Below are 17,520 nucleotides of genomic sequence, written 5' to 3'. Positions count from 1 at the left end.
ACCTGCCACGACGCTGCTGCTGGATATCGGACCACCTTGTTTTTCGGCGCCTGCATGGCGCTGGCGTTGCTCGCAGGTCAGGCCCGCGCCTCTGGCGACGAATCGGCCCCGCCCAAGCCCAATTGCCCGAAAGGTCAGGTATGGGACAGCAAGACCCGCAAGTGCACGATGCAGACCAGCAAGGCGACGTCGGATGCCGATCGCACTGATTACGCTTATCGCCTCGCCAAGGACGGCCGCTATGAAGAAGCCCTGGCGTTGCTCGATACGCTGAAAAACCCGAACACGGCCAAAGCCCTGAACTATCGTGGATATGCGACCCGCAAATTGGGCCGTACCGACGAAGGCATTGGCTATTACCTGAAATCGGTGGCGCTGGACCCCAATTATGCGCAAGTGCGTGAATACCTGGGTGAGGCTTATGTCATCAAAGGACGCCTGGATCTGGCCCAGGAACAACTGGTGAAGATCAAGGCACTGTGCAGCACGACCTGTGAAGAATACGAAGATCTGGCCGACGCCATTGCTGCCGCGCCCCAGACCTGAGTGACCGACAGTTTGCGATGAGTGAAATCGGGAGGCCGTTATAGCCAGAGACGCTGAGTTTCGTAGCGAACTGGGCCAGTTGTTGCCACGCCTGTGGCGCTACGGGTTAGTGCTGTCTCGACAAAAACACCTGGCGGACGACCTGGTACAAGCCACCTGCGTGCGTGCGCTCGAACGCGCCGAGCAGTTCGTGACGGGTACCCGGCTGGATCGCTGGCTGTTGGCGATCATGCACTCGATCTGGCTCAACGAGCTTCGTTCACAACGGGTGCGGCAAGGCCAGGGTTTCGTCGACGCCGAGCAGGAGCTGTCGTTCGATGGCGAAACCCAGGCGCAGGACGAGGTGCTGGCGGCGCAGGTCATCAAGCGCGTCAACGCCCTGCCTGAGGCGCAACGCGAGACAGTTTTCCTGACTTACGTCGAAGGGCTTTCGTACAAAGAAACTGCCGAAATCCTGCATATTCCGGTTGGCACGGTGATGAGCCGACTGGCCGCTGCACGCTTGAAACTGGCTGAAACGGCAACACCACGCGCCATGTCGGATAAATCGACAGGAGAACGGCGATGACACACAGCAACGCACACTCGCCACCGACAGACGAACTGTTGGTGGCCTACCTGGATGACGAACTGGACCGCGAACAGCGCCAGCTCATCGACCAGTTATTGCGCACCGATGCGCCGGTTGCCGCGCGCCTTGATCAGCTCAAGTGCGGCGACCTGCCGTTCCGGACCGCGTTCGACTCCGTCCTGGACCAAGCTCCTACCGATCGCCTGCAAGCCATGCTCAACGCATTGCCGCCGCAGGCAGCGCCGCACAGGGCGACCATGAGCCGCCGTGGATTTCTTGCGACCGCTGCGAGTTTCGTGGTGGCCGGTATCGCCGCTGACCGTCTGTTCATGAACTGGCAAAGCGCCGAAACCGATGGTGGCTGGCGCGCTTCGGTGGCCGAATACATGGCCTTGTACACCCCGGAAACCCTGGCAAACCTGACGTCCGACGCCCATTCCCATCTGGCGCAGTTAAGCTCGGTTGGCAAGCAACTGGGCCTGCCGCTGACGCCCGATGCAATCGCCCTGCCCGGCGCCGAATTCCGGCGCGCACAGATTCTGGATTACGAGGGCGTGCTCATCGGTCAGCTGACCTACCTCGACGCTCGTCATGGACCGCTTGCGTTGTGCATTACCACGGCCAAAACCGGCAGCGAGCGGCTGGCAAGCGAAGAACGCATGGGGCTGAATGTGGTGTATTGGTCCAGTCCGACGCATGCTTTCATGCTGATCGGCAAGAACCCTTTCGAAGACCTGCAGATCATGGCGCGCACTGCACAGAAAGGCTTGCCGGCGTGAGTCGACGATGCGGTTATTAACTGGAGTCCGAAGACACTTTCTGGTCTAGTAGCGCTCGAATTTGTCGGAATCGACACGTATCGGTTCCTGTCACGAACGTTGCTGCAATACCCTGCCGCACAACCAAAGGTGCCTTTGATGTCTGCCGTTCGCCTCAAGCAAGCCCTCTCCTGCCTATCCCTTCTGGCATGCCTGACCACCACCGCTGCCTTCGCTCATGCTCACCTGGAGAGCCAGCTTCCGGCGGCCGACAGTGAAGTGACCACGCCCAAGGAGCTGCGCCTGAACTTTTCCGAGGGCGTCGAAGAGAAGTTCACCAAAGTCGCCATCAGCCACGACGGTCCCGGCGACAGCACTGAAATCATTCAGACCCAAAGTGTCAGCACCGACCCGGCCAACAAGAAAGTCCTGATCGTCGTGCCCGCCGTGCCGCTGGCGCCAGGCAGCTACAAAGTTGAGTGGCACGCTGTGTCGGTGGACACGCACAAGAGCGAAGGAGTTTATCGGTTCAAGGTGACGCCATAACACCATGCAAGATGGATTGATTCTGTGCCGATTCATGCATTTCGGCGCCGTCCTGCTGCTGTTCGGTGTCGGACTGTTTCGTTCCGTTCTGTTCGCCTCTTACTTGTCGTCCTTTGAAACCGGTGCGGGCCGTCGTCTCGACCGGTCGATGGCCGGGCTCGCGTGCCTGGCGTTGCTGAGTGCCGTGACCTGGCTGATGCTGACGGCGGCGAACATGGCAGATGACTGGCACGACGCCGTGAGCCTGGAGACGATCCGGTCAGTGCTTGCCCATACCTTTTTCGGTCATGTATGGATCCTCCATCTCATCCTTTGCCTGCTCGCCGTGCTGCTCGCTTTGCTTGGGACGCGATTGCGGCCCAGGCTCTGCCTGCTGGTCAGTACGTTGATGCTGTTGACCCTGTCGCCCGTGGGGCATGGCGCGATGTACGACGGCGCGCCGGGCCAACTGCTGATCTTCAATCAGATGCTGCACTTGATCGGGGTTGGCACCTGGCTTGGCGGGCTGCTGATGCTTGCCGTGCTGCTGATCGGTGACAGCGCAGTCGATTTACGGGCCGTGCTGCTGCGTTTCAGCGGCATGGGTTATGGGCTTGTCGCGCTGATCGTCGTGACCGGCATGATCAATGTTCGGGCCCTCAGTGGCGCGTTCTGGCCCGAACCCGCATTGTCCGGTTTCGGTCAGGTACTGGCCGTCAAAGTGGGAATGGTGCTGTGCATGCTGACGCTTGCCGCGCTGAACCGGAGCCTGGCCCGGGGCTCTGATCTCCGGGTATCGGTCCTGCGCATCAGCGTGCTGTTTGAATGCCTGTTCGGCGCAGCGGCGCTGGCGGCGGTTTCGCTGCTGGGCACGTTGCCGCCTATGCTCGTATGAATTTGAGCGCAAGACTCGGGGTTCCATCGGCCTCCACCGGGGCTAATCTCTGTCGCAGCCTTTTTATCCGAAGGTAACCGCGCCCAAGGTAACCGCCATGCACCGCAGTAAAGCCAATGCAGACGCTCAACGCACTGAACACGACCCACGCTGGGCCGCGGTGTTGGCGCGCGATCCTGCCGCTGACCACCAATTCGTGTACGCGGTGCGCACCACCGGCATCTACTGCCGACCCAGCAGCGTCTCGCGCCTCCCAAAGCCAGAAAACGTCGAGTTCTTCGACAACGCTGCCCAGGCCGAAGCGGCGGGCTATCACCCCAGTAAACGCGCCTCGGCGGATCAGACGCACCTCGCTGGCCAGCACGCCACACGGGTCGCCCAAGCCTGTCGGCAGATCGCGGACGCCGAGCAAGCGCCCAGCCTGAATGAGCTCGCCGAGCAGTCAGGAATGAGCCCGTGGCATTTCCACCGCGTATTCAAATCGGTGACCGGCCTCACGCCCAAAGCTTATGCCAATGCCCACAGGGCGGAGCGGGTGCGCACGCGATTGACAGCGCCCGGCAATACAGCGAGCACGGTCACGGAAGCCATGTATGACGCGGGTTTCAACTCAAACAGCCGTTTCTACGAAGCCAGTGACAAAATGCTTGGCATGAAACCCTCGGACTACCGCAAGGGCGGCGCCAACACGGCGATTCGCTTTGCCGTTGGAGAATGCTCTCTAGGATCGATCCTGGTTGCACAAAGCCCGCGCGGCGTGTGCGCGATTCTGCTCGGCGACGACCCCAACCGGTTGGTCGAGGACCTTCAGGACCAGTTTCACACCGCCACGCTGATAGGCGGGGATCGCGAATTCGAGCAACTGATTGCCCACGTGGTGGGTTTTATCGAAGCGCCGGGTGTCGGCTTGAACCTGCCGCTGGACCTGCAGGGCACTGCGTTTCAGCAGCGGGTCTGGCACGCGCTTTCACTGATTCCACCGGGCAGCACCGCCAGTTACGCGGACATCGCCCGGCAGATCGGCGCGCCGAAATCGTTTCGTGCCGTCGCACAAGCCTGTGGAGCAAACAGTATTGCGGTGGCGATCCCCTGTCATCGGGTGGTGCGCAGCGATGGCGGGCTTAGCGGTTATCGCTGGGGCGCGGAACGCAAACGCAAGCTGCTGGACCGCGAGGCTCAGGCAAATACCTGTAACAGCTTGGCGCTTGAGAAACGCTGAGAGGGGCGTAACGTCCCGGACTCTGGAATCTGAATCAAGGAGCATGGACGTGCCAGCGATTTCTCACGCCTCGATCAACAACGCCGCCCCCGCCTTCTGGCTGATTGCCGATCAACTCAATACACGCAACGAAACCGAACGCCTGGCCTACATTCGCACCGGATTTCCTCCCGGCTGGGTCAAAACCGTGCGCTGTGCATTTCAGCTCAGCAACAGTCAGCTTGAGGCGCTGCTCAGTACATCGGTTTCCACGCTGGAGCGTCGTCAGCGACAACAGCGACCGCTTGATCTGGTGGGTTCGGAACGACTGGACCGTGTCGCCACCCTGGCGGTCCGCGCCGCGGAGGTGTTCGAAGATCAGGACACCGCCCGACGCTGGATGATGACCCCGAACCGCGCTCTGAACGACCAGACCCCGATCACCCTGTGCGAAACCGAAATAGGCGCGATCCAGGTGCGACGCACGCTGGCGGCGCTGCAGCACGGCGGCGTCGTCTGATGCGGGCCTGGCGAATCGGCAAGGCCTGCGTCGTGGGCGAACTCACGGGCGCCGGCGCTGCGCTGTACGGCGGCCGCTGGAACCACCCCAATCATCCCGCGCTGTACCTCGGCCTGAGCACCGCCGGCTGCGCCCTGGACACCGTCATGCTGGCGGGCCACGTGCCGTGTCTGCCCTTGAAACTCATTGAACTGCACCTGCCCGACAACCCGGCCCTGTACCACGAACCCACCCGGCAGCAATTACCGCCGGGTTGGAATGCCCTGCCCGCCGACAAAGCCAGCATGGATTTCGGCACCGCCTGGCTTGAGCGCACCGAGCATCTGGGGCTGATACTGCCCTCGGCGACAACGGATCAGACCCGCTGCCTGATGATCAATCCCAAACACCCGGCGATGGCTCAGATCAAGGTCTTGCAGTCGAGCGACTTCATCTACGGCCTCACCCGAGCACGCTGAGCTAATTAACGCTGAGTGTTGACCACCACCCTGCCACGCACCTGCCCGTCCATGAGCCGGTGCGCGGTTTCAATCACCTCTCCCAAGCCGATTTCATGGGTGATCAGCGCCAGCCGCGCCGGGTCCAGATCGGTCGCCAGACGTGCCCACGCGTCTATGCGGTCCTGACGCGGCCGCATGACACTGTCGATCCCGGCGAGCGTCACCCCGCGGAGAATGAACGGCGCCACCGACGCCGGAAACTCCATGCCTTGTGCCAGGCCGCACGCGGCGACCGTGCCCCAATAGCGCATGCTGGCGCAGATATTCGCCAGCGTGTGACTGCCGACCGAATCAATGGCCCCAGCCCAGCGTTCCCTGGCCAGCGGACGCCCCGGTTGCGAGAGCGTTGCCCGGTCGATGACCTCGGCTGCGCCCAGTTGCTTGAGGTAGTCGCTTTCTTCCAGACGCCCTGTCGAGGCCACAACCTGGTAACCCAGCTTCGCCAGAATCGCGATGGAGAAACTGCCGACGCCGCCATTGGCACCGGTCACCAGAATCTCGCCCTTATCCGGGGTCACACCATTCTTTTCCAGTGCCATGACCGCCAACATTGCCGTGTAACCCGCAGTCCCAATGGCCATGGCCTGAGCCGCAGTGAACGCGGCCGGCAGCGGAATCAGCCATTTGCCTTCAAGGCGCGCCATTTGCGCAAGACCGCCCCAATGACCCTCGCCGACGCCCCAGCCGTTGAGCACCACCTGATCGCCCGGTTTGAAGTCCGGGTTGCTGCTCTGTTCCACCGTTCCTGCAAGGTCTACGCCCGGGATCATGGGAAACGTGCGCACAATCGGCCCTTTGCCGGTAATGGCCAGCGCGTCCTTGTAGTTGAGCGTGCTGTAGGCCACGCACACCGTGACGTCACCCTCAGGCAAACGTGCTTCGTCGAGGGCGGTCAGTTGGACGTGATAACCGCTGTCGTCCTTGTCGATCAAAATGGCATTGAACATGCTGCGCCTCCGTTATAGACCGGTCGTCTATAAATGGTCGTGGATAAACAGGTAATCGAAATTCATCGCGGCAGGCCGCGTAGAAATCCGGCAATGAAGATGTTGATCGGGCTGTCGCTTTGAACCAGTCGGGCGCGAAGCACAGCACCTTCCCAGCCAATCCAGAAGTACGCCGCCAGCGCTTGTGAATCGGCGCTGGCGGGCAACTCACCTGCTTGCTTGGCGGCCTCGAAGCAGATACTCAGTCGTCGCTGCCAGTCGAGGAATGTGCGCTCCAGCGCCTCACGAAAACCTTCCGGCAATACGCTCACTTCTTGGCCCATGTTGCCGACCAGGCAACCACGGCGGTAGTCGTAACGCGCCATGCTGAGCTTGGAGTGCTGAACGAAGCCTGCCAATCGCTCAAGTGGCGTCAGCGTCTCGTCGAGCAACCAGCGGTCAAGGCGCCTGGCGAAGTAACCGGCGTAGCTTTCCAGCACCTCGAGGCCAAAGACTTCTTTGCTGGGGAAGTAGTGGTAGAAGGATCCTTTCGGCACACCGACGCGCTTGAGGATGCCGTCGATACCTGTCGCCATGAAGCCTTGCTCAGTCAGGACTTCCACGCCACAGCGCACCAGCGCCGTGCGGGTGTCGAACTGGTCGTCGCGCGCCACCTTGGGTGGACGGCCACGACGCTTGGGTGTTGAGATCGTCTCGTTCATGGGGTTGCATATTAGACTGATCGGCTATTAAATCAACTCACCCTCTGACCGGGTGACAATTGACGCCAGTTTGCTTGCTCCTGGCCCATGCGTCGAACCCCGTGAAGCCCCCGTCTTCTTTCCGCTCTTGGAGAATCTGCCCATGATCGCCTGGCCCGACACCCGCATCCTCAAACTGCTTGGCATCGAGGTGCCTATCCTGCTGGCGCCGATGGCAGGCGCAGCAGGATCCGCGCTGGCAATCGAAGTCGGCAAAGCCGGCGGCCTGCCGTCACTGCCTTGCGCCATGCTCAGCCACGACCAGATCCGCGAAGAGGTCGCTACAATCCGTGCGGGGACTCGCGCACCTTTGAACCTCAACTTTTTCAGCCACCAGAACCCGGACGTGAACCCTGAGGCAGCCAAGGCCTGGAAGGACTTGTTGCAGCCTTACTATCAGGAGCTGGGGGCGGACTTCGACGCACCCACGCCGACCTCGAACCGCGCCCCCTTTGATGAGGCAAGCTGCGCGCTGGTGGAAGAGCTGAAACCTGAAGTGGTCAGCTTCCACTTCGGCCTGCCGTCTGCTGAATACGTGAAGCGCGTGAAGGCCGTCGGGGCCAAGGTGATTTCCTCTGCGACCACGGTCGAGGAAGCCGTGTGGCTGGAGCAACATGGCTGCGACGCCATTATCGCCATGGGCAACGAAGCGGGCGGCCACCGCGGTATGTTCCTCAGCGACGCGCTGTACACCCAGGTCGGTACCATGGCGCTCGTCCCGCAAATCGCCGACTCGGTCAGCGTGCCGGTGATTGCAGCGGGCGGGATCGCCGACAGTCGCGGTGTCGCAGCGGCCTTCATGCTAGGCGCCTCGGCCGTGCAACTGGGCACGGCTTATTTGTTTTGCCCGGAAGCCAAAACCTCGAAGCTGCATCAAGCGGCACTGCGGGGCGCCACCGACAGCCAGACCGCGGTGACCAACCTGTTTACCGGTCGTCCCGCACGCGGGATCGTCAATCGCATCATGCGGGAGATCGGTCCGATCAACGCCGCCGCGCCGGCCTTCCCTACCGCCGGTGGCGCGCTGATGCCGCTGCGCGCCAAAGCCGAACCTCAAGGCGACGATGGCTTCATGAACCTCTGGGCGGGTCAGGCGGTGGGGATCAAGCATCAATTGCCTGCTGAGGCATGGACGCGCCAACTCGCCATTCAAACCCTCGAACGACTGGCGGGCGTCAAAAACTGACCGGGGCCAGACCACGCACGCAAAAAAACAGGCTTCCTTGAGGTGATCACTCGCTATATATTTCACTGCATAGCGTTTGGCCGTTATTCGGTTGACGTCCGACATCACCTCATAAAAACACCACGGAGCTGTTTCATGCGCGCTACCTCCCTTCGCCTCACGCTTAAATCCCTGGCCATCGCCATTGCCGCCCTCTCGGCGACAGGCGCCTTGGCCGACGAAGTGCAGGTGGCCGTAGCCGCTAACTTCACCGCCCCGATTCAGGCCATCGCCAAGGATTTCGAAAAAGACACCGGTCACACGCTGGTGGCTTCCTTCGGTGCCACAGGCCAGTTCTACACCCAAATCAAGAACGGCGCGCCCTTCGAGGTGTTCCTGGCCGCTGACGACACCACTCCGGCCAAGCTCGAAAGCGAAAACGAGATCGTCAAAGGCTCGCGTTTTACCTACGCGGTCGGCACCCTGGCGTTGTGGTCCGCCAAAGACGGTTATGTGGATGAGAAGGGGCAGGTGCTCAAGGACAACACCTACGCTCACCTGTCCCTCGCCAATCCTAAAGCCGCGCCTTACGGCCTGGCCGCCACTCAGGTACTCGACAAACTGGGCCTGACCGAGGCAACCAAACCCAAGATCGTGGAAGGTCAGAGCATTGCCCAGGCGTATCAATTCGTACAGACCGGCAACGCCGAACTGGGGTTCGTCGCGCTATCCCAGGTCTACAAGGACGGCAAGTTGACCGGCGGCTCGGCCTGGATCGTACCGGCGAACCTGCATGAACCGATCAAGCAAGACGCTGTGATCCTCAACAAAGGCAAGGACAACCCCGCCGCCAAAGCGCTGATGGAATACCTCAAAGGCCCGAAAGCCGCGGCAATCATCAAGTCCTACGGGTATCAACTGTAAATGCCACTGGACAGTGCCGACCTCTCGGCGATCTGGCTGACGCTGAAACTGGCGTCACTGACCACCGTGATCCTGCTGATTATCGGCACGCCCATCGCGTTATGGCTAGCGCGCACCCGGTCCTGGCTCAAAGGTCCGATTGGCGCCGTGGTGGCGTTGCCGCTGGTACTGCCGCCCACGGTGATCGGCTTTTATTTGCTGCTGTTGCTCGGCCCGAATGGTGCACTGGGACAGTTAACCCAAAGCCTGGGGCTCGGCACCCTCACTTTCAGCTTCACCGGCCTTGTGATCGGGTCCGTTTTGTATTCCATGCCCTTCGTCGTACAGCCTCTGCAAAATGCATTTGTGGCGATCGGCCCTCGGCCTCTTGAGGTCGCGGCGACCCTGCGTGCGGACCCTTGGGACACCTTTTTCTCCGTGATCCTTCCGCTCGCGCGCCCTGGTTTCATCACTGGTGCGATCCTTGGTTTTGCGCACACGGTTGGCGAGTTCGGCGTGGTGCTGATGATCGGTGGCAACATCCCGCAAAAAACCCGCGTGGTGTCGACGCAGATCTACAACCACGTCGAGGCGCTGGAATACACACAAGCCCATTGGCTGGCCGGCGCCATGCTGGTGTTCTCATTCCTGGTTCTGTTGGTGCTCTACTCCAGCGGCAAGACCAAATCGGCCTGGAGTTGACTGCCCCATGACGCCCTCCATCGACGTCCGGCTGAACGTGGACTTCCCGAATTTCTCGCTCGGCGTTGACCTGTCTCTTCCGGGGCGCGGCGTCACGGCGCTGTACGGCCATTCCGGCTCGGGCAAGACCACCTGCCTGCGCTGCATCGCAGGCCTTGAAAAGCCAAAAGACGCGTTCATTCGCGTTAACGGCGAGGTCTGGCAAGACAGTGCCAACGGTATCTTTCTCGCCCCGCACAAACGCTCGCTCGGCTATGTGTTTCAGGAAGCCAGCCTGTTTGCTCACCTCACGGTGCGCGGCAACCTGGAGTTCGGCCTCCAGCGCATCGCGGCCAGTGAACGCAGGGTCAAACTCGATCAGGCCACGGCATTACTGGGCATTGATCACCTGCTGACGCGTCAGCCCGACACGCTTTCCGGCGGCGAACGCCAGCGCGTCGGTATCGCCCGCGCCTTGCTCACTAGCCCCCGCCTGCTGTTGCTGGACGAACCGCTCGCGGCGCTGGACGCGCGCCGCAAAAGCGAAATCCTGCCGTACCTTGAACGCCTGCACGACGAACTCGACATCCCTATGCTCTACGTCAGCCATTCCCAGGATGAAGTCGCGCGCCTTGCCGACCACTTGGTGCTGGTCAGTGACGGGAAAGCGCTGGCCAGCGGGCCCATTGGCGAAACACTGGCCAGGCTGGACCTGCCACTGGCGATGGGCGATGACGCTGGCGTGGTGATCGAGGGTCAGGTGAGCGCGTACGACTCGGCCTATCACCTGGTGACCGTGCGCCTGCCGGCCAGCAACCTGTCGATTCGGGTGGCGCACGCGTCACTGGAAGCGGGCAAATCTCTACGTTTCAAGATTCAGGCGCGCGACGTCAGCCTTAACCTGCAGCCGGACGACCAAAGCAGCATTCTCAATCGCCTGCCGGTCACGGTCGTCAGCGAAGTTGCCGCCGATAACGCAGCGCATGTGCTGGTGCGCCTCGATGCCGAAGGCACTCCCTTGTTGGCGCGCATCACACGCTATTCGCGGGACCAGTTGCACCTGCATCCCGGACAGCGGCTCTGGGCGCAAATCAAATCGGTGGCGCTGCTCGCCTGACGCAGAGCGCGAACCGCACCAAATAATCGGCACCACTGCGCACCGGGACGGTCAATGCAAAGACCAGTACTCAGGATTGTCGCTCATGCCGGACACCACCCTCATCGAAGATTTGCCCAAGGATCTGCACTACGTCGACGACAGGCAGCCGGGGTTTTCGCGCAAGATCCTGCGCGGCAAATTTGTGTATTTCGATACACACGGCGAACGCATTCGGGATGAAGCCGAGATCAAGCGCATCAATGCGCTGGTCATCCCGCCCGCCTACACCGACGTGTGGATCTGCGCCGATCCGCGCGGTCATCTTCAAGCCACCGGCCGCGATGCACGGGGTCGCAAGCAATATCGCTATCACCCTCGCTGGCGGGAGATTCGGGATGAAAACAAATACTCCCGAATGATCGCCTTCGGCACGGTGCTACCCAAGGTTCGCAGGCAGCTGGAGGCACAACTGGCAGTGCCCGGCATGGGGCGTGAGAAGATCATGGCGGCGGTGGTCTCCTTGCTCGATCAGACATTGATCCGCATCGGCAACAGCCAGTACGCCCGTGATAACCGTTCCTACGGCCTGACGACCCTGCGCAACAAGCACGTCGATGTGCACGGCAGTAAGATCATCTTCGAGTTTCGCGGCAAAAGCGGCGTGGAACATCAGCTCAGCGTCACCGACCGGCGTCTGGCCAATATCATCAAACGCTGCATGGAGCTGCCCGGACAAAACCTCTTCCAGTACCTTGATGAGGACGGCCACCGCCACACAGTCACATCTTCAGACATCAATCAGTACCTGCACGAACTCACGGGTGCTGATTTCACTGCCAAGGACTATCGAACCTGGGCCGGCAGCGCAATGGCCCTGGCGGCGCTGCGCAAGCTGGACTGGGAGCCGGAAGCCGACGCGAAGAAACATATCGTTGCCATGGTCAAGGAAGTGGCCCGGCTGCTGGGGAACACCCCCGCAGTGTGCCGCAAATGCTACATCCACCCGGCGGTTCTGGAAGCCTTCGTCATCGGCGAACTGGCGAAACTGCCACGTTCACGACAACGCAAGGGTCTGCGGCTTGAAGAGGCGGCACTGGCCGGATTTCTAAAGGGACTGCAGGCCGCTGAAGCGATACGCGAATCCACAGGAGAAAAGGCATGACACAGCATTCATTTCCCGGCAAGGAAATCAACGATCCCACGGCAACACCGGCAGACGTCGCGGACGACCGCGAGCGCACGGACGAAAGCCGTAAAGAGCAGCCCATGACCGGTGGCAAACAAGATGATGCAGGCCATGCCCCACAAGTCCCCAAAGCCGATTAAGCTCGACGCTTGAGATCTGTTCCTTGCCACCCGCAACCCAAGGCCCACACATGACCTCCGCGCCACCTTTGCCTGACGATGCCGACACACAGTCACCTGCTTCTTTCACCGTCGCGCCTGACCAACCGGGCTTTGTCCGCGTGCGGGGGGCCCGCGAGCACAACCTCAAGGATGTCGACGTCGATATCCCGCGCGACGCGCTCGTGGTGTTTACCGGTGTTTCCGGGTCGGGTAAGTCGTCACTGGCGTTCTCCACACTGTATGCCGAAGCTCAACGCCGCTATTTTGAATCGGTCGCGCCGTATGCGAGACGCTTGATTGATCAAGTCGGCGTGCCCAACGTCGACTCCATCGAAGGTCTGCCGCCAGCCGTGGCCTTGCAGCAGCAACGCGGCACGCCGAGCACTCGGTCTTCGGTCGGCAGCGTCACGACACTGTCCAGCCTGATCCGCATGCTGTACTCGCGGGCGGGTAACTACCCGGCCGGGCAACCGATGCTCTACGCCGAGGACTTCTCGCCCAACCTGCCCCAAGGCGCATGCCCTGAATGCCATGGGCTGGGCCGCGTTTACGAAGTGTCCGAAGATCTGATGGTGCCCGACGATTCCCTGACCATTCGTCAACGCGCTGTCGCATCCTGGCCGCTCGCGTGGCAAGGGCAGAACCAGCGCGACATCCTCGTCACCCTCGGTTACGACGTCGACATCCCGTGGCGTGATCTGCCGAAAAAACAGCGGGACTGGATTCTGTTCACGGAGGAGCAACCCACTGTCCCGGTGTATGCAGGCCTTACCCCTGAAGAGACCCGAGTGGCGCTCAAGCGCAAGTTGGAGCCCAGCTATCAGGGCACCTTCACCGGCGCCCGCCGCTACGTGCTGCACACCTTCACCCACTCGCAAAGCGCCTTGATGAAGAAGCGCGTATCGCAATTCATGCGCGGCAGCCCCTGCCCGTTGTGCGATGGCAAGCGACTGAAACGCGAGGCCCTCTCTGTCACCTTTGCCGGTCTGGACATCGGCGAACTCTCGCAAATGCCGCTGCTGCGACTGGCTGAAGTGCTGCGCCCGGTGGCCGAAGGCGTGTTCGACGCCAACCCCTACGGCGACACCCTTGACCGTCAGCAAATCGACAAAGCGCGCAAGCAACGCGTCAATGCCGGCGGTGCCTCACACGACAGCGCACCTGATGTCCGATCTACGCCGAACCTGTCCATCGAGAAACGCCTGGCGGCGCAGCGTATTGCCCAAGACCTGCTAGCGCGGGTCAGCACCCTGACCGACCTCGGCCTGGGCTATCTGGCCCTGGACCGCAGCACGCCGACATTGTCATCGGGCGAGCTGCAACGCCTGCGTCTGGCGACTCAGCTAGGGTCTCAATTATTTGGCGTGATCTACGTGCTGGACGAACCGTCGGCCGGACTGCACCCTGCGGACAGCGAAGCGCTGTTCGCTGCCCTTCAACAACTGAAGGCCTCCGGTAACTCCCTATTCGTCGTCGAGCACGATCTGGAAACCATGCGCCGCGCCGACTGGCTGATCGACGTCGGCCCGGCTGCCGGCGAACATGGGGGTCGCGTTCTTTACAGCGGCCCACCCGCAGGACTGGCGCAGATTCAGGCGTCACAGACCCGCCTGCACCTGTTCGGCGAGCACAGCGAACTGCGTACCTCGCGCCGCACTGCTACCGGCTGGCTGCGCCTGGAAGGCGTTACTCGAAACAACCTCAACAACCTCGCGGCCGAATTTCCGCTGGGATGCTTTACCGCCGTGACCGGCATCTCCGGCTCGGGCAAATCCAGCCTAGTCAGCCAGGCGCTGCTAGAACTTGTCGGAGCGGAACTGGGTCGCCCTGCTGCCAGCAACAATGACCAGGAAGAGCCCAGTCTGGAGGACGATGCGCCGCAGTTCACGGACGGGCGCATTACGGATGGGCTCGACGCCATCAAGCGGCTGGTCCAGGTGGATCAGAAACCCATTGGCAGAACCCCTCGCTCCAACCTGGCGACCTACACCGGCCTGTTCGACAACGTCCGTAAACTCTTCGCCGCCACCGAAGACGCGAAGGCGGCCGGTTACGACGCCGGACAGTTCTCCTTCAACGTTGCCAAAGGCCGCTGCCCGGTGTGCGAAGGGGAAGGCTTCGTCAGCGTCGAGCTGCTCTTCATGCCGAGCGTCTACGCGCCCTGTCCGACCTGCCATGGTGCCCGCTACAACCCCGACACCCTGGCCATCCGTTGGCAAAACCTCACCATTGCCCAAGTCCTGCAACTGACCGTCGAACAGGCCGTCGATGTATTCGTCGACCAACCGGCAGTGCTCAGATCGCTGACCGTCCTGCGTGATATCGGCCTGGGCTACCTGCGGCTGGGTCAACCCGCGACGGAGCTGTCCGGTGGCGAAGCGCAGCGCATCAAACTGGCGACGGAACTGCAGCGCACCCAGCGCGGCGCCACGCTTTACGTGCTGGACGAGCCGACAACAGGACTGCACCCGACCGATGTGGACCGCCTGCTCAAGCAACTCAATGCGCTGGTTGACGGCGGGCACACGGTTATTGTCGTCGAGCATGAGATGCGTGTCGTGGCGCAGAGCGACTGGGTGATCGACATCGGGCCGGGGGCCGGCGATCAGGGCGGTCATGTCGTCGCAAGCGGCACGCCGGAAAAAGTCGCTAAATCCAAGGCGAGCCGCACTGCACCGTTTTTGCGGGCGATTATCGCGGGCTGAATCGCGCGCTGAATCGCGCGCTGGCGTGTCGGATAGCATTCCACTCGTCCGCTCGCCAGCACCTTCAGGCCCTCAGCGCCTCAAAGTCCACACATCCTTCAAGAGGTTACGATCGTGAACAGGTTAATCACTGCCTTCGTACTGACGGGCCTCCTGTCGGCCGGCCCGTTACTCGCGGTCGCGCAAGATAACGATCCCAAGACTGCACTGCCCGTCGACAATCAGACGCAGCCCAAGGAATCCAATCACGAGAAAGCCAACAAAAAAGGGGAAGAATCTTCCGGCGCCAACGCTGGCGCCGAGACTGAGACGCTGCACAAGGAGGCAGCGACCACAAGCGGAGAGAAGCAGGAAGGGAAATAGTGTCGTAAGGACGTAGTGCCCCGCCTCACGGAGTGCATGCCGCCCCTTGCCGTGCTGTTTCGATCGCCCCTTTCCTCGTACGACTTGCTAAAGTGGCGTCTGCCGAGCTAGCCGCTCTTCCCGACGCGCTTGATGATTCTGACGAGGTGACGGTGCTTCCTGACGCGATGACCGTAAATGTGGCAGGCAAGCGATTCGCTCGCCTCAGGGGACGTGTCGGGCTACTGTTTGTCGGCACCTTGTCCATCATCGCGGGCATGACGGACGCGATCGGATTCATGGTCACCGGTGACTTCGTCTCGTTTATGAGCGGTAACACCACGCGCCTCGCGGTTTCCATCGACCAGTCAAACCCTGCCCTCGCCCTTCATATCGGCATGCTCATCGCAGCATTTGTCATCGGCAACGCGCTCGGGGTCATCGCTGCCCGTTTCTCCAGACGACGCGCCTGGCCATTGCTCATGGCGATTGGGGCCTTGCTCTGCCTGTGCGGAGCGTCAGGTGAAGGTGCCGCGCCCTTCCTCCTGGCCGTCATCTCGATGGGGATGATCAATGCGGTTGTCGAGGAAGTGAACGGCCTGCCGATCGGGCTGACCTACGTGACAGGGGCGCTGTCCAGGTTTGGACGAGGTTTGGGGCGCTGGTGTCTGGGCGAACGCCGCAACGGTTGGCGCGTCCAGCTCATTCCCTGGGCGGGCATGCTGGCCGGTGCCATCGTCGGCGGACTGCTGGCTCAATCCTTCGGGATCAAGGCCATGGTCGTGAGCGGACTGTCCACTTTGCTGTTGGCCGTAGTGTCAGCCGCCATTCCCCGGAGCTGGCAGCTGCGATTTATGCCGCGCTAGCCGAGCGGTTACAGAAACAGCCAAGCCAGCGCTTGGAGAAAGAAAGTGAATGACGAGAACGCAGAAACGACTCAGCCGCTCAGGATTGCTCCACAAGCGGCTGATCTAATTGGTGCCCCGAGCCGGAGTCGAACCGGCACATCCTTTCGGACGACGGATTTTAAGTCCGGTGTGTCTACCAATTTCACCATCAGGGCGAGAGCGCATTCAGCGTGTAGTAACGTCGCTGTCATGGCTGACAAGAGCTGGGAATATATACATCCCTTCCCAGTGAAGCAAGCTTGATGTGCCTCAAAATGAGACAGAAAAGCTTTCACAGCGCCAATAAAAAAGCTCTGTAAATCAGTGATCTACAGAGCTCGTTTATAGTGGAGGCCGAGGTCGGAATCGAACCGGCGTAAGCGGATTTGCAATCCGCGGCATAACCATTTTGCTACTCGGCCCCAAACGTTAAGTGCTCTAACCGCTAACACTAAACGCGTACAAACTGGAGCGGGAAACGAGACTCGAACTCGCGACCCCGACCTTGGCAAGGTCGTGCTCTACCAACTGAGCTATTCCCGCTTGGTGTGGGCGCCATTCTATAGATTCAAATGACCCCGTCAACCCCTTGATTTAAAAAAACTTATTTTTCATCGGTCGTGGTGCGCAGATGCGGCCACGCGGCCCGGAGGTACTGCACCATCGACCACAAGGTCAGCCCCGCCGCGACCATCAGCAGAACGTAACCCAGCACAACCCAGAACGTGAACGCGGGCGGGTTAGCCAAGAGGATGACCAACGCAAGCATCTGCGCGGCGGTTTTCCATTTGCCCAGATTTGACACCGCGACCTGAGCACGAGCGCCAAGCTCGGCCATCCATTCACGCAGCGCCGAGATCACGATCTCGCGTCCGATGATGACGGCAGCCGGCAACGTCAGCCAGAAATTGGCATGAGCCTGAACCAGCAGGACCAACGCCACGGCCACCATGAGTTTGTCGGCGACCGGATCAAGGAACGCACCGAACGGCGTGCTCTGCTCCAGACGCCGGGCCAGGTAGCCGTCGAGCCAGTCAGTGGCCGCTGCCAATGCGAAAACCGAACTGGCCGCCATGTAGCTCCAGTAATAAGGCAGGTAGAACAATAGAATGAAGATCGGAATCAGCAGGACACGTAATACGGTAATCAGATTAGGGATATTCATCGGCACAACTGGCTACGAGGTGAGCG

General features: G+C 61.2%; 20 protein-coding genes and 3 tRNA genes. 17 read left to right on the top strand and 6 right to left on the bottom strand.

Annotated elements, in window-relative coordinates; all coding sequences use genetic code 11:
* The first annotated feature begins 54 nt into the window (after positions 1–54).
* From ABDX87_RS27390 to ABDX87_RS27355, 8 genes are all read left to right on the top strand, one after another.
* Entirely contained in the window at positions 55–546 is a 492-nt protein-coding gene (locus ABDX87_RS27390; protein WP_431061287.1) for a tetratricopeptide repeat protein, read from the top strand.
* A gap of 70 nt (positions 547–616) precedes the next feature.
* Positions 617–1,114, top strand: a complete 498-nt coding sequence (locus tag ABDX87_RS27385) for an RNA polymerase sigma factor (protein ID WP_346833634.1) — start codon at positions 617–619, stop codon at positions 1,112–1,114.
* Positions 1,111–1,896 carry an anti-sigma factor family protein gene (locus tag ABDX87_RS27380; protein WP_346830705.1) on the top strand — a complete coding sequence of 262 codons (786 nt, stop codon included), beginning with the start codon at positions 1,111–1,113 and terminating at the stop codon, positions 1,894–1,896. Before ABDX87_RS27385 ends, ABDX87_RS27380 begins: the two co-directional genes overlap by 4 nt.
* 138 nt (positions 1,897–2,034) lie before the next feature.
* Positions 2,035–2,421 carry a copper homeostasis periplasmic binding protein CopC gene (gene copC, locus ABDX87_RS27375; RefSeq protein ID WP_346830704.1) on the top strand — a complete coding sequence of 129 codons (387 nt, stop codon included), beginning with the start codon at positions 2,035–2,037 and terminating at the stop codon, positions 2,419–2,421.
* Between the two features lie 4 nt (positions 2,422–2,425).
* Positions 2,426–3,295 (top strand): copper homeostasis membrane protein CopD, encoded by an 870-nt coding sequence (gene copD / locus ABDX87_RS27370; protein ID WP_346830703.1) that lies wholly within the window; start codon positions 2,426–2,428, stop codon positions 3,293–3,295.
* 97 nt (positions 3,296–3,392) lie between these two features.
* On the top strand, positions 3,393–4,514 hold the full coding sequence (gene ada, locus ABDX87_RS27365) for a bifunctional DNA-binding transcriptional regulator/O6-methylguanine-DNA methyltransferase Ada (RefSeq protein ID WP_346830702.1): 1,122 nt from the start codon (positions 3,393–3,395) through the stop codon (positions 4,512–4,514).
* A gap of 49 nt (positions 4,515–4,563) precedes the next feature.
* Positions 4,564–5,013 carry a type II RES/Xre toxin-antitoxin system antitoxin gene (gene parS / locus ABDX87_RS27360; protein WP_346830701.1) on the top strand — a complete coding sequence of 150 codons (450 nt, stop codon included), beginning with the start codon at positions 4,564–4,566 and terminating at the stop codon, positions 5,011–5,013.
* The gene (locus tag ABDX87_RS27355) at positions 5,013–5,471 is read left to right on the top strand and encodes an RES family NAD+ phosphorylase (protein WP_346830700.1); all 459 of its coding nucleotides are present in this window, start codon (positions 5,013–5,015) and stop codon (positions 5,469–5,471) included. The genes parS and ABDX87_RS27355 overlap by 1 nt, the downstream gene beginning before the upstream one ends.
* A gap of 5 nt (positions 5,472–5,476) precedes the next feature.
* Here ABDX87_RS27355 and ABDX87_RS27350 read toward each other — a convergent pair whose 3' ends face one another.
* Both ABDX87_RS27350 and ABDX87_RS27345 read right to left on the bottom strand, forming a co-directional pair.
* Positions 5,477–6,460 carry an MDR family oxidoreductase gene (locus tag ABDX87_RS27350; RefSeq protein ID WP_346830699.1) on the bottom strand — a complete coding sequence of 328 codons (984 nt, stop codon included), beginning with the start codon at positions 6,458–6,460 and terminating at the stop codon, positions 5,477–5,479.
* 62 nt (positions 6,461–6,522) lie between these two features.
* The gene (locus tag ABDX87_RS27345) at positions 6,523–7,161 is read right to left on the bottom strand and encodes a TetR/AcrR family transcriptional regulator (protein ID WP_346830698.1); all 639 of its coding nucleotides are present in this window, start codon (positions 7,159–7,161) and stop codon (positions 6,523–6,525) included.
* Between the two features lie 142 nt (positions 7,162–7,303).
* Between ABDX87_RS27345 and ABDX87_RS27340 the strand changes: the two genes are divergently transcribed.
* From ABDX87_RS27340 to ABDX87_RS27300, 9 genes are all read left to right on the top strand, one after another.
* Positions 7,304–8,386 (top strand): NAD(P)H-dependent flavin oxidoreductase, encoded by a 1,083-nt coding sequence (locus ABDX87_RS27340; RefSeq protein WP_346830697.1) that lies wholly within the window; start codon positions 7,304–7,306, stop codon positions 8,384–8,386.
* Positions 8,387–8,521: 135 nt separating this feature from the next.
* Positions 8,522–9,289 carry a molybdate ABC transporter substrate-binding protein gene (modA, locus tag ABDX87_RS27335; protein ID WP_346830696.1) on the top strand — a complete coding sequence of 256 codons (768 nt, stop codon included), beginning with the start codon at positions 8,522–8,524 and terminating at the stop codon, positions 9,287–9,289.
* On the top strand, positions 9,290–9,970 hold the full coding sequence (modB, locus tag ABDX87_RS27330) for a molybdate ABC transporter permease subunit (protein WP_346830695.1): 681 nt from the start codon (positions 9,290–9,292) through the stop codon (positions 9,968–9,970).
* Between the two features lie 7 nt (positions 9,971–9,977).
* Positions 9,978–11,066 (top strand): molybdenum ABC transporter ATP-binding protein, encoded by a 1,089-nt coding sequence (gene modC / locus ABDX87_RS27325; protein WP_346830694.1) that lies wholly within the window; start codon positions 9,978–9,980, stop codon positions 11,064–11,066.
* Positions 11,067–11,151: 85 nt separating this feature from the next.
* A complete protein-coding gene (locus tag ABDX87_RS27320) occupies positions 11,152–12,210 on the top strand; it encodes a DNA topoisomerase IB (RefSeq protein WP_346830693.1) in 1,059 nt (352 codons plus the stop codon).
* Positions 12,207–12,374 carry a hypothetical protein gene (locus tag ABDX87_RS27315; protein WP_346830692.1) on the top strand — a complete coding sequence of 56 codons (168 nt, stop codon included), beginning with the start codon at positions 12,207–12,209 and terminating at the stop codon, positions 12,372–12,374. The genes ABDX87_RS27320 and ABDX87_RS27315 overlap by 4 nt, the downstream gene beginning before the upstream one ends.
* Before the next feature lie 50 nt (positions 12,375–12,424).
* A complete protein-coding gene (locus ABDX87_RS27310) occupies positions 12,425–15,100 on the top strand; it encodes an excinuclease ABC subunit UvrA (RefSeq protein ID WP_346830691.1) in 2,676 nt (891 codons plus the stop codon).
* 114 nt (positions 15,101–15,214) lie between these two features.
* Positions 15,215–15,463: a hypothetical protein gene (locus ABDX87_RS27305; RefSeq protein WP_346830690.1), complete on the top strand. Its 249-nt coding sequence runs from the start codon at positions 15,215–15,217 to the stop codon at positions 15,461–15,463.
* A gap of 167 nt (positions 15,464–15,630) precedes the next feature.
* Entirely contained in the window at positions 15,631–16,308 is a 678-nt protein-coding gene (locus tag ABDX87_RS27300; protein WP_346833633.1) for a YoaK family protein, read from the top strand.
* Between the two features lie 110 nt (positions 16,309–16,418).
* Here ABDX87_RS27300 and ABDX87_RS27295 read toward each other — a convergent pair.
* The 4 genes from ABDX87_RS27295 to pgsA form a co-directional block, all read right to left on the bottom strand.
* Positions 16,419–16,505, bottom strand: a tRNA-Leu gene (locus ABDX87_RS27295).
* Between the two features lie 172 nt (positions 16,506–16,677).
* A tRNA-Cys gene (locus ABDX87_RS27290) sits at positions 16,678–16,751 on the bottom strand.
* 45 nt (positions 16,752–16,796) lie between these two features.
* Positions 16,797–16,872: transfer RNA gene (locus tag ABDX87_RS27285), tRNA-Gly, on the bottom strand.
* Positions 16,873–16,933: 61 nt separating this feature from the next.
* The gene (pgsA, locus tag ABDX87_RS27280; protein ID WP_346830689.1) at positions 16,934–17,494 is read right to left on the bottom strand and encodes a CDP-diacylglycerol--glycerol-3-phosphate 3-phosphatidyltransferase; all 561 of its coding nucleotides are present in this window, start codon (positions 17,492–17,494) and stop codon (positions 16,934–16,936) included.
* Positions 17,495–17,520 lie beyond the last annotated feature (26 nt).

Origin of the sequence: Pseudomonas abietaniphila (assembly GCF_039697315.1) — a bacterium.
In the GTDB taxonomy this organism is placed as follows: domain Bacteria; phylum Pseudomonadota; class Gammaproteobacteria; order Pseudomonadales; family Pseudomonadaceae; genus Aquipseudomonas; species Aquipseudomonas abietaniphila_B.
This window is presented reverse-complemented; position numbering and strand designations above follow the sequence as displayed.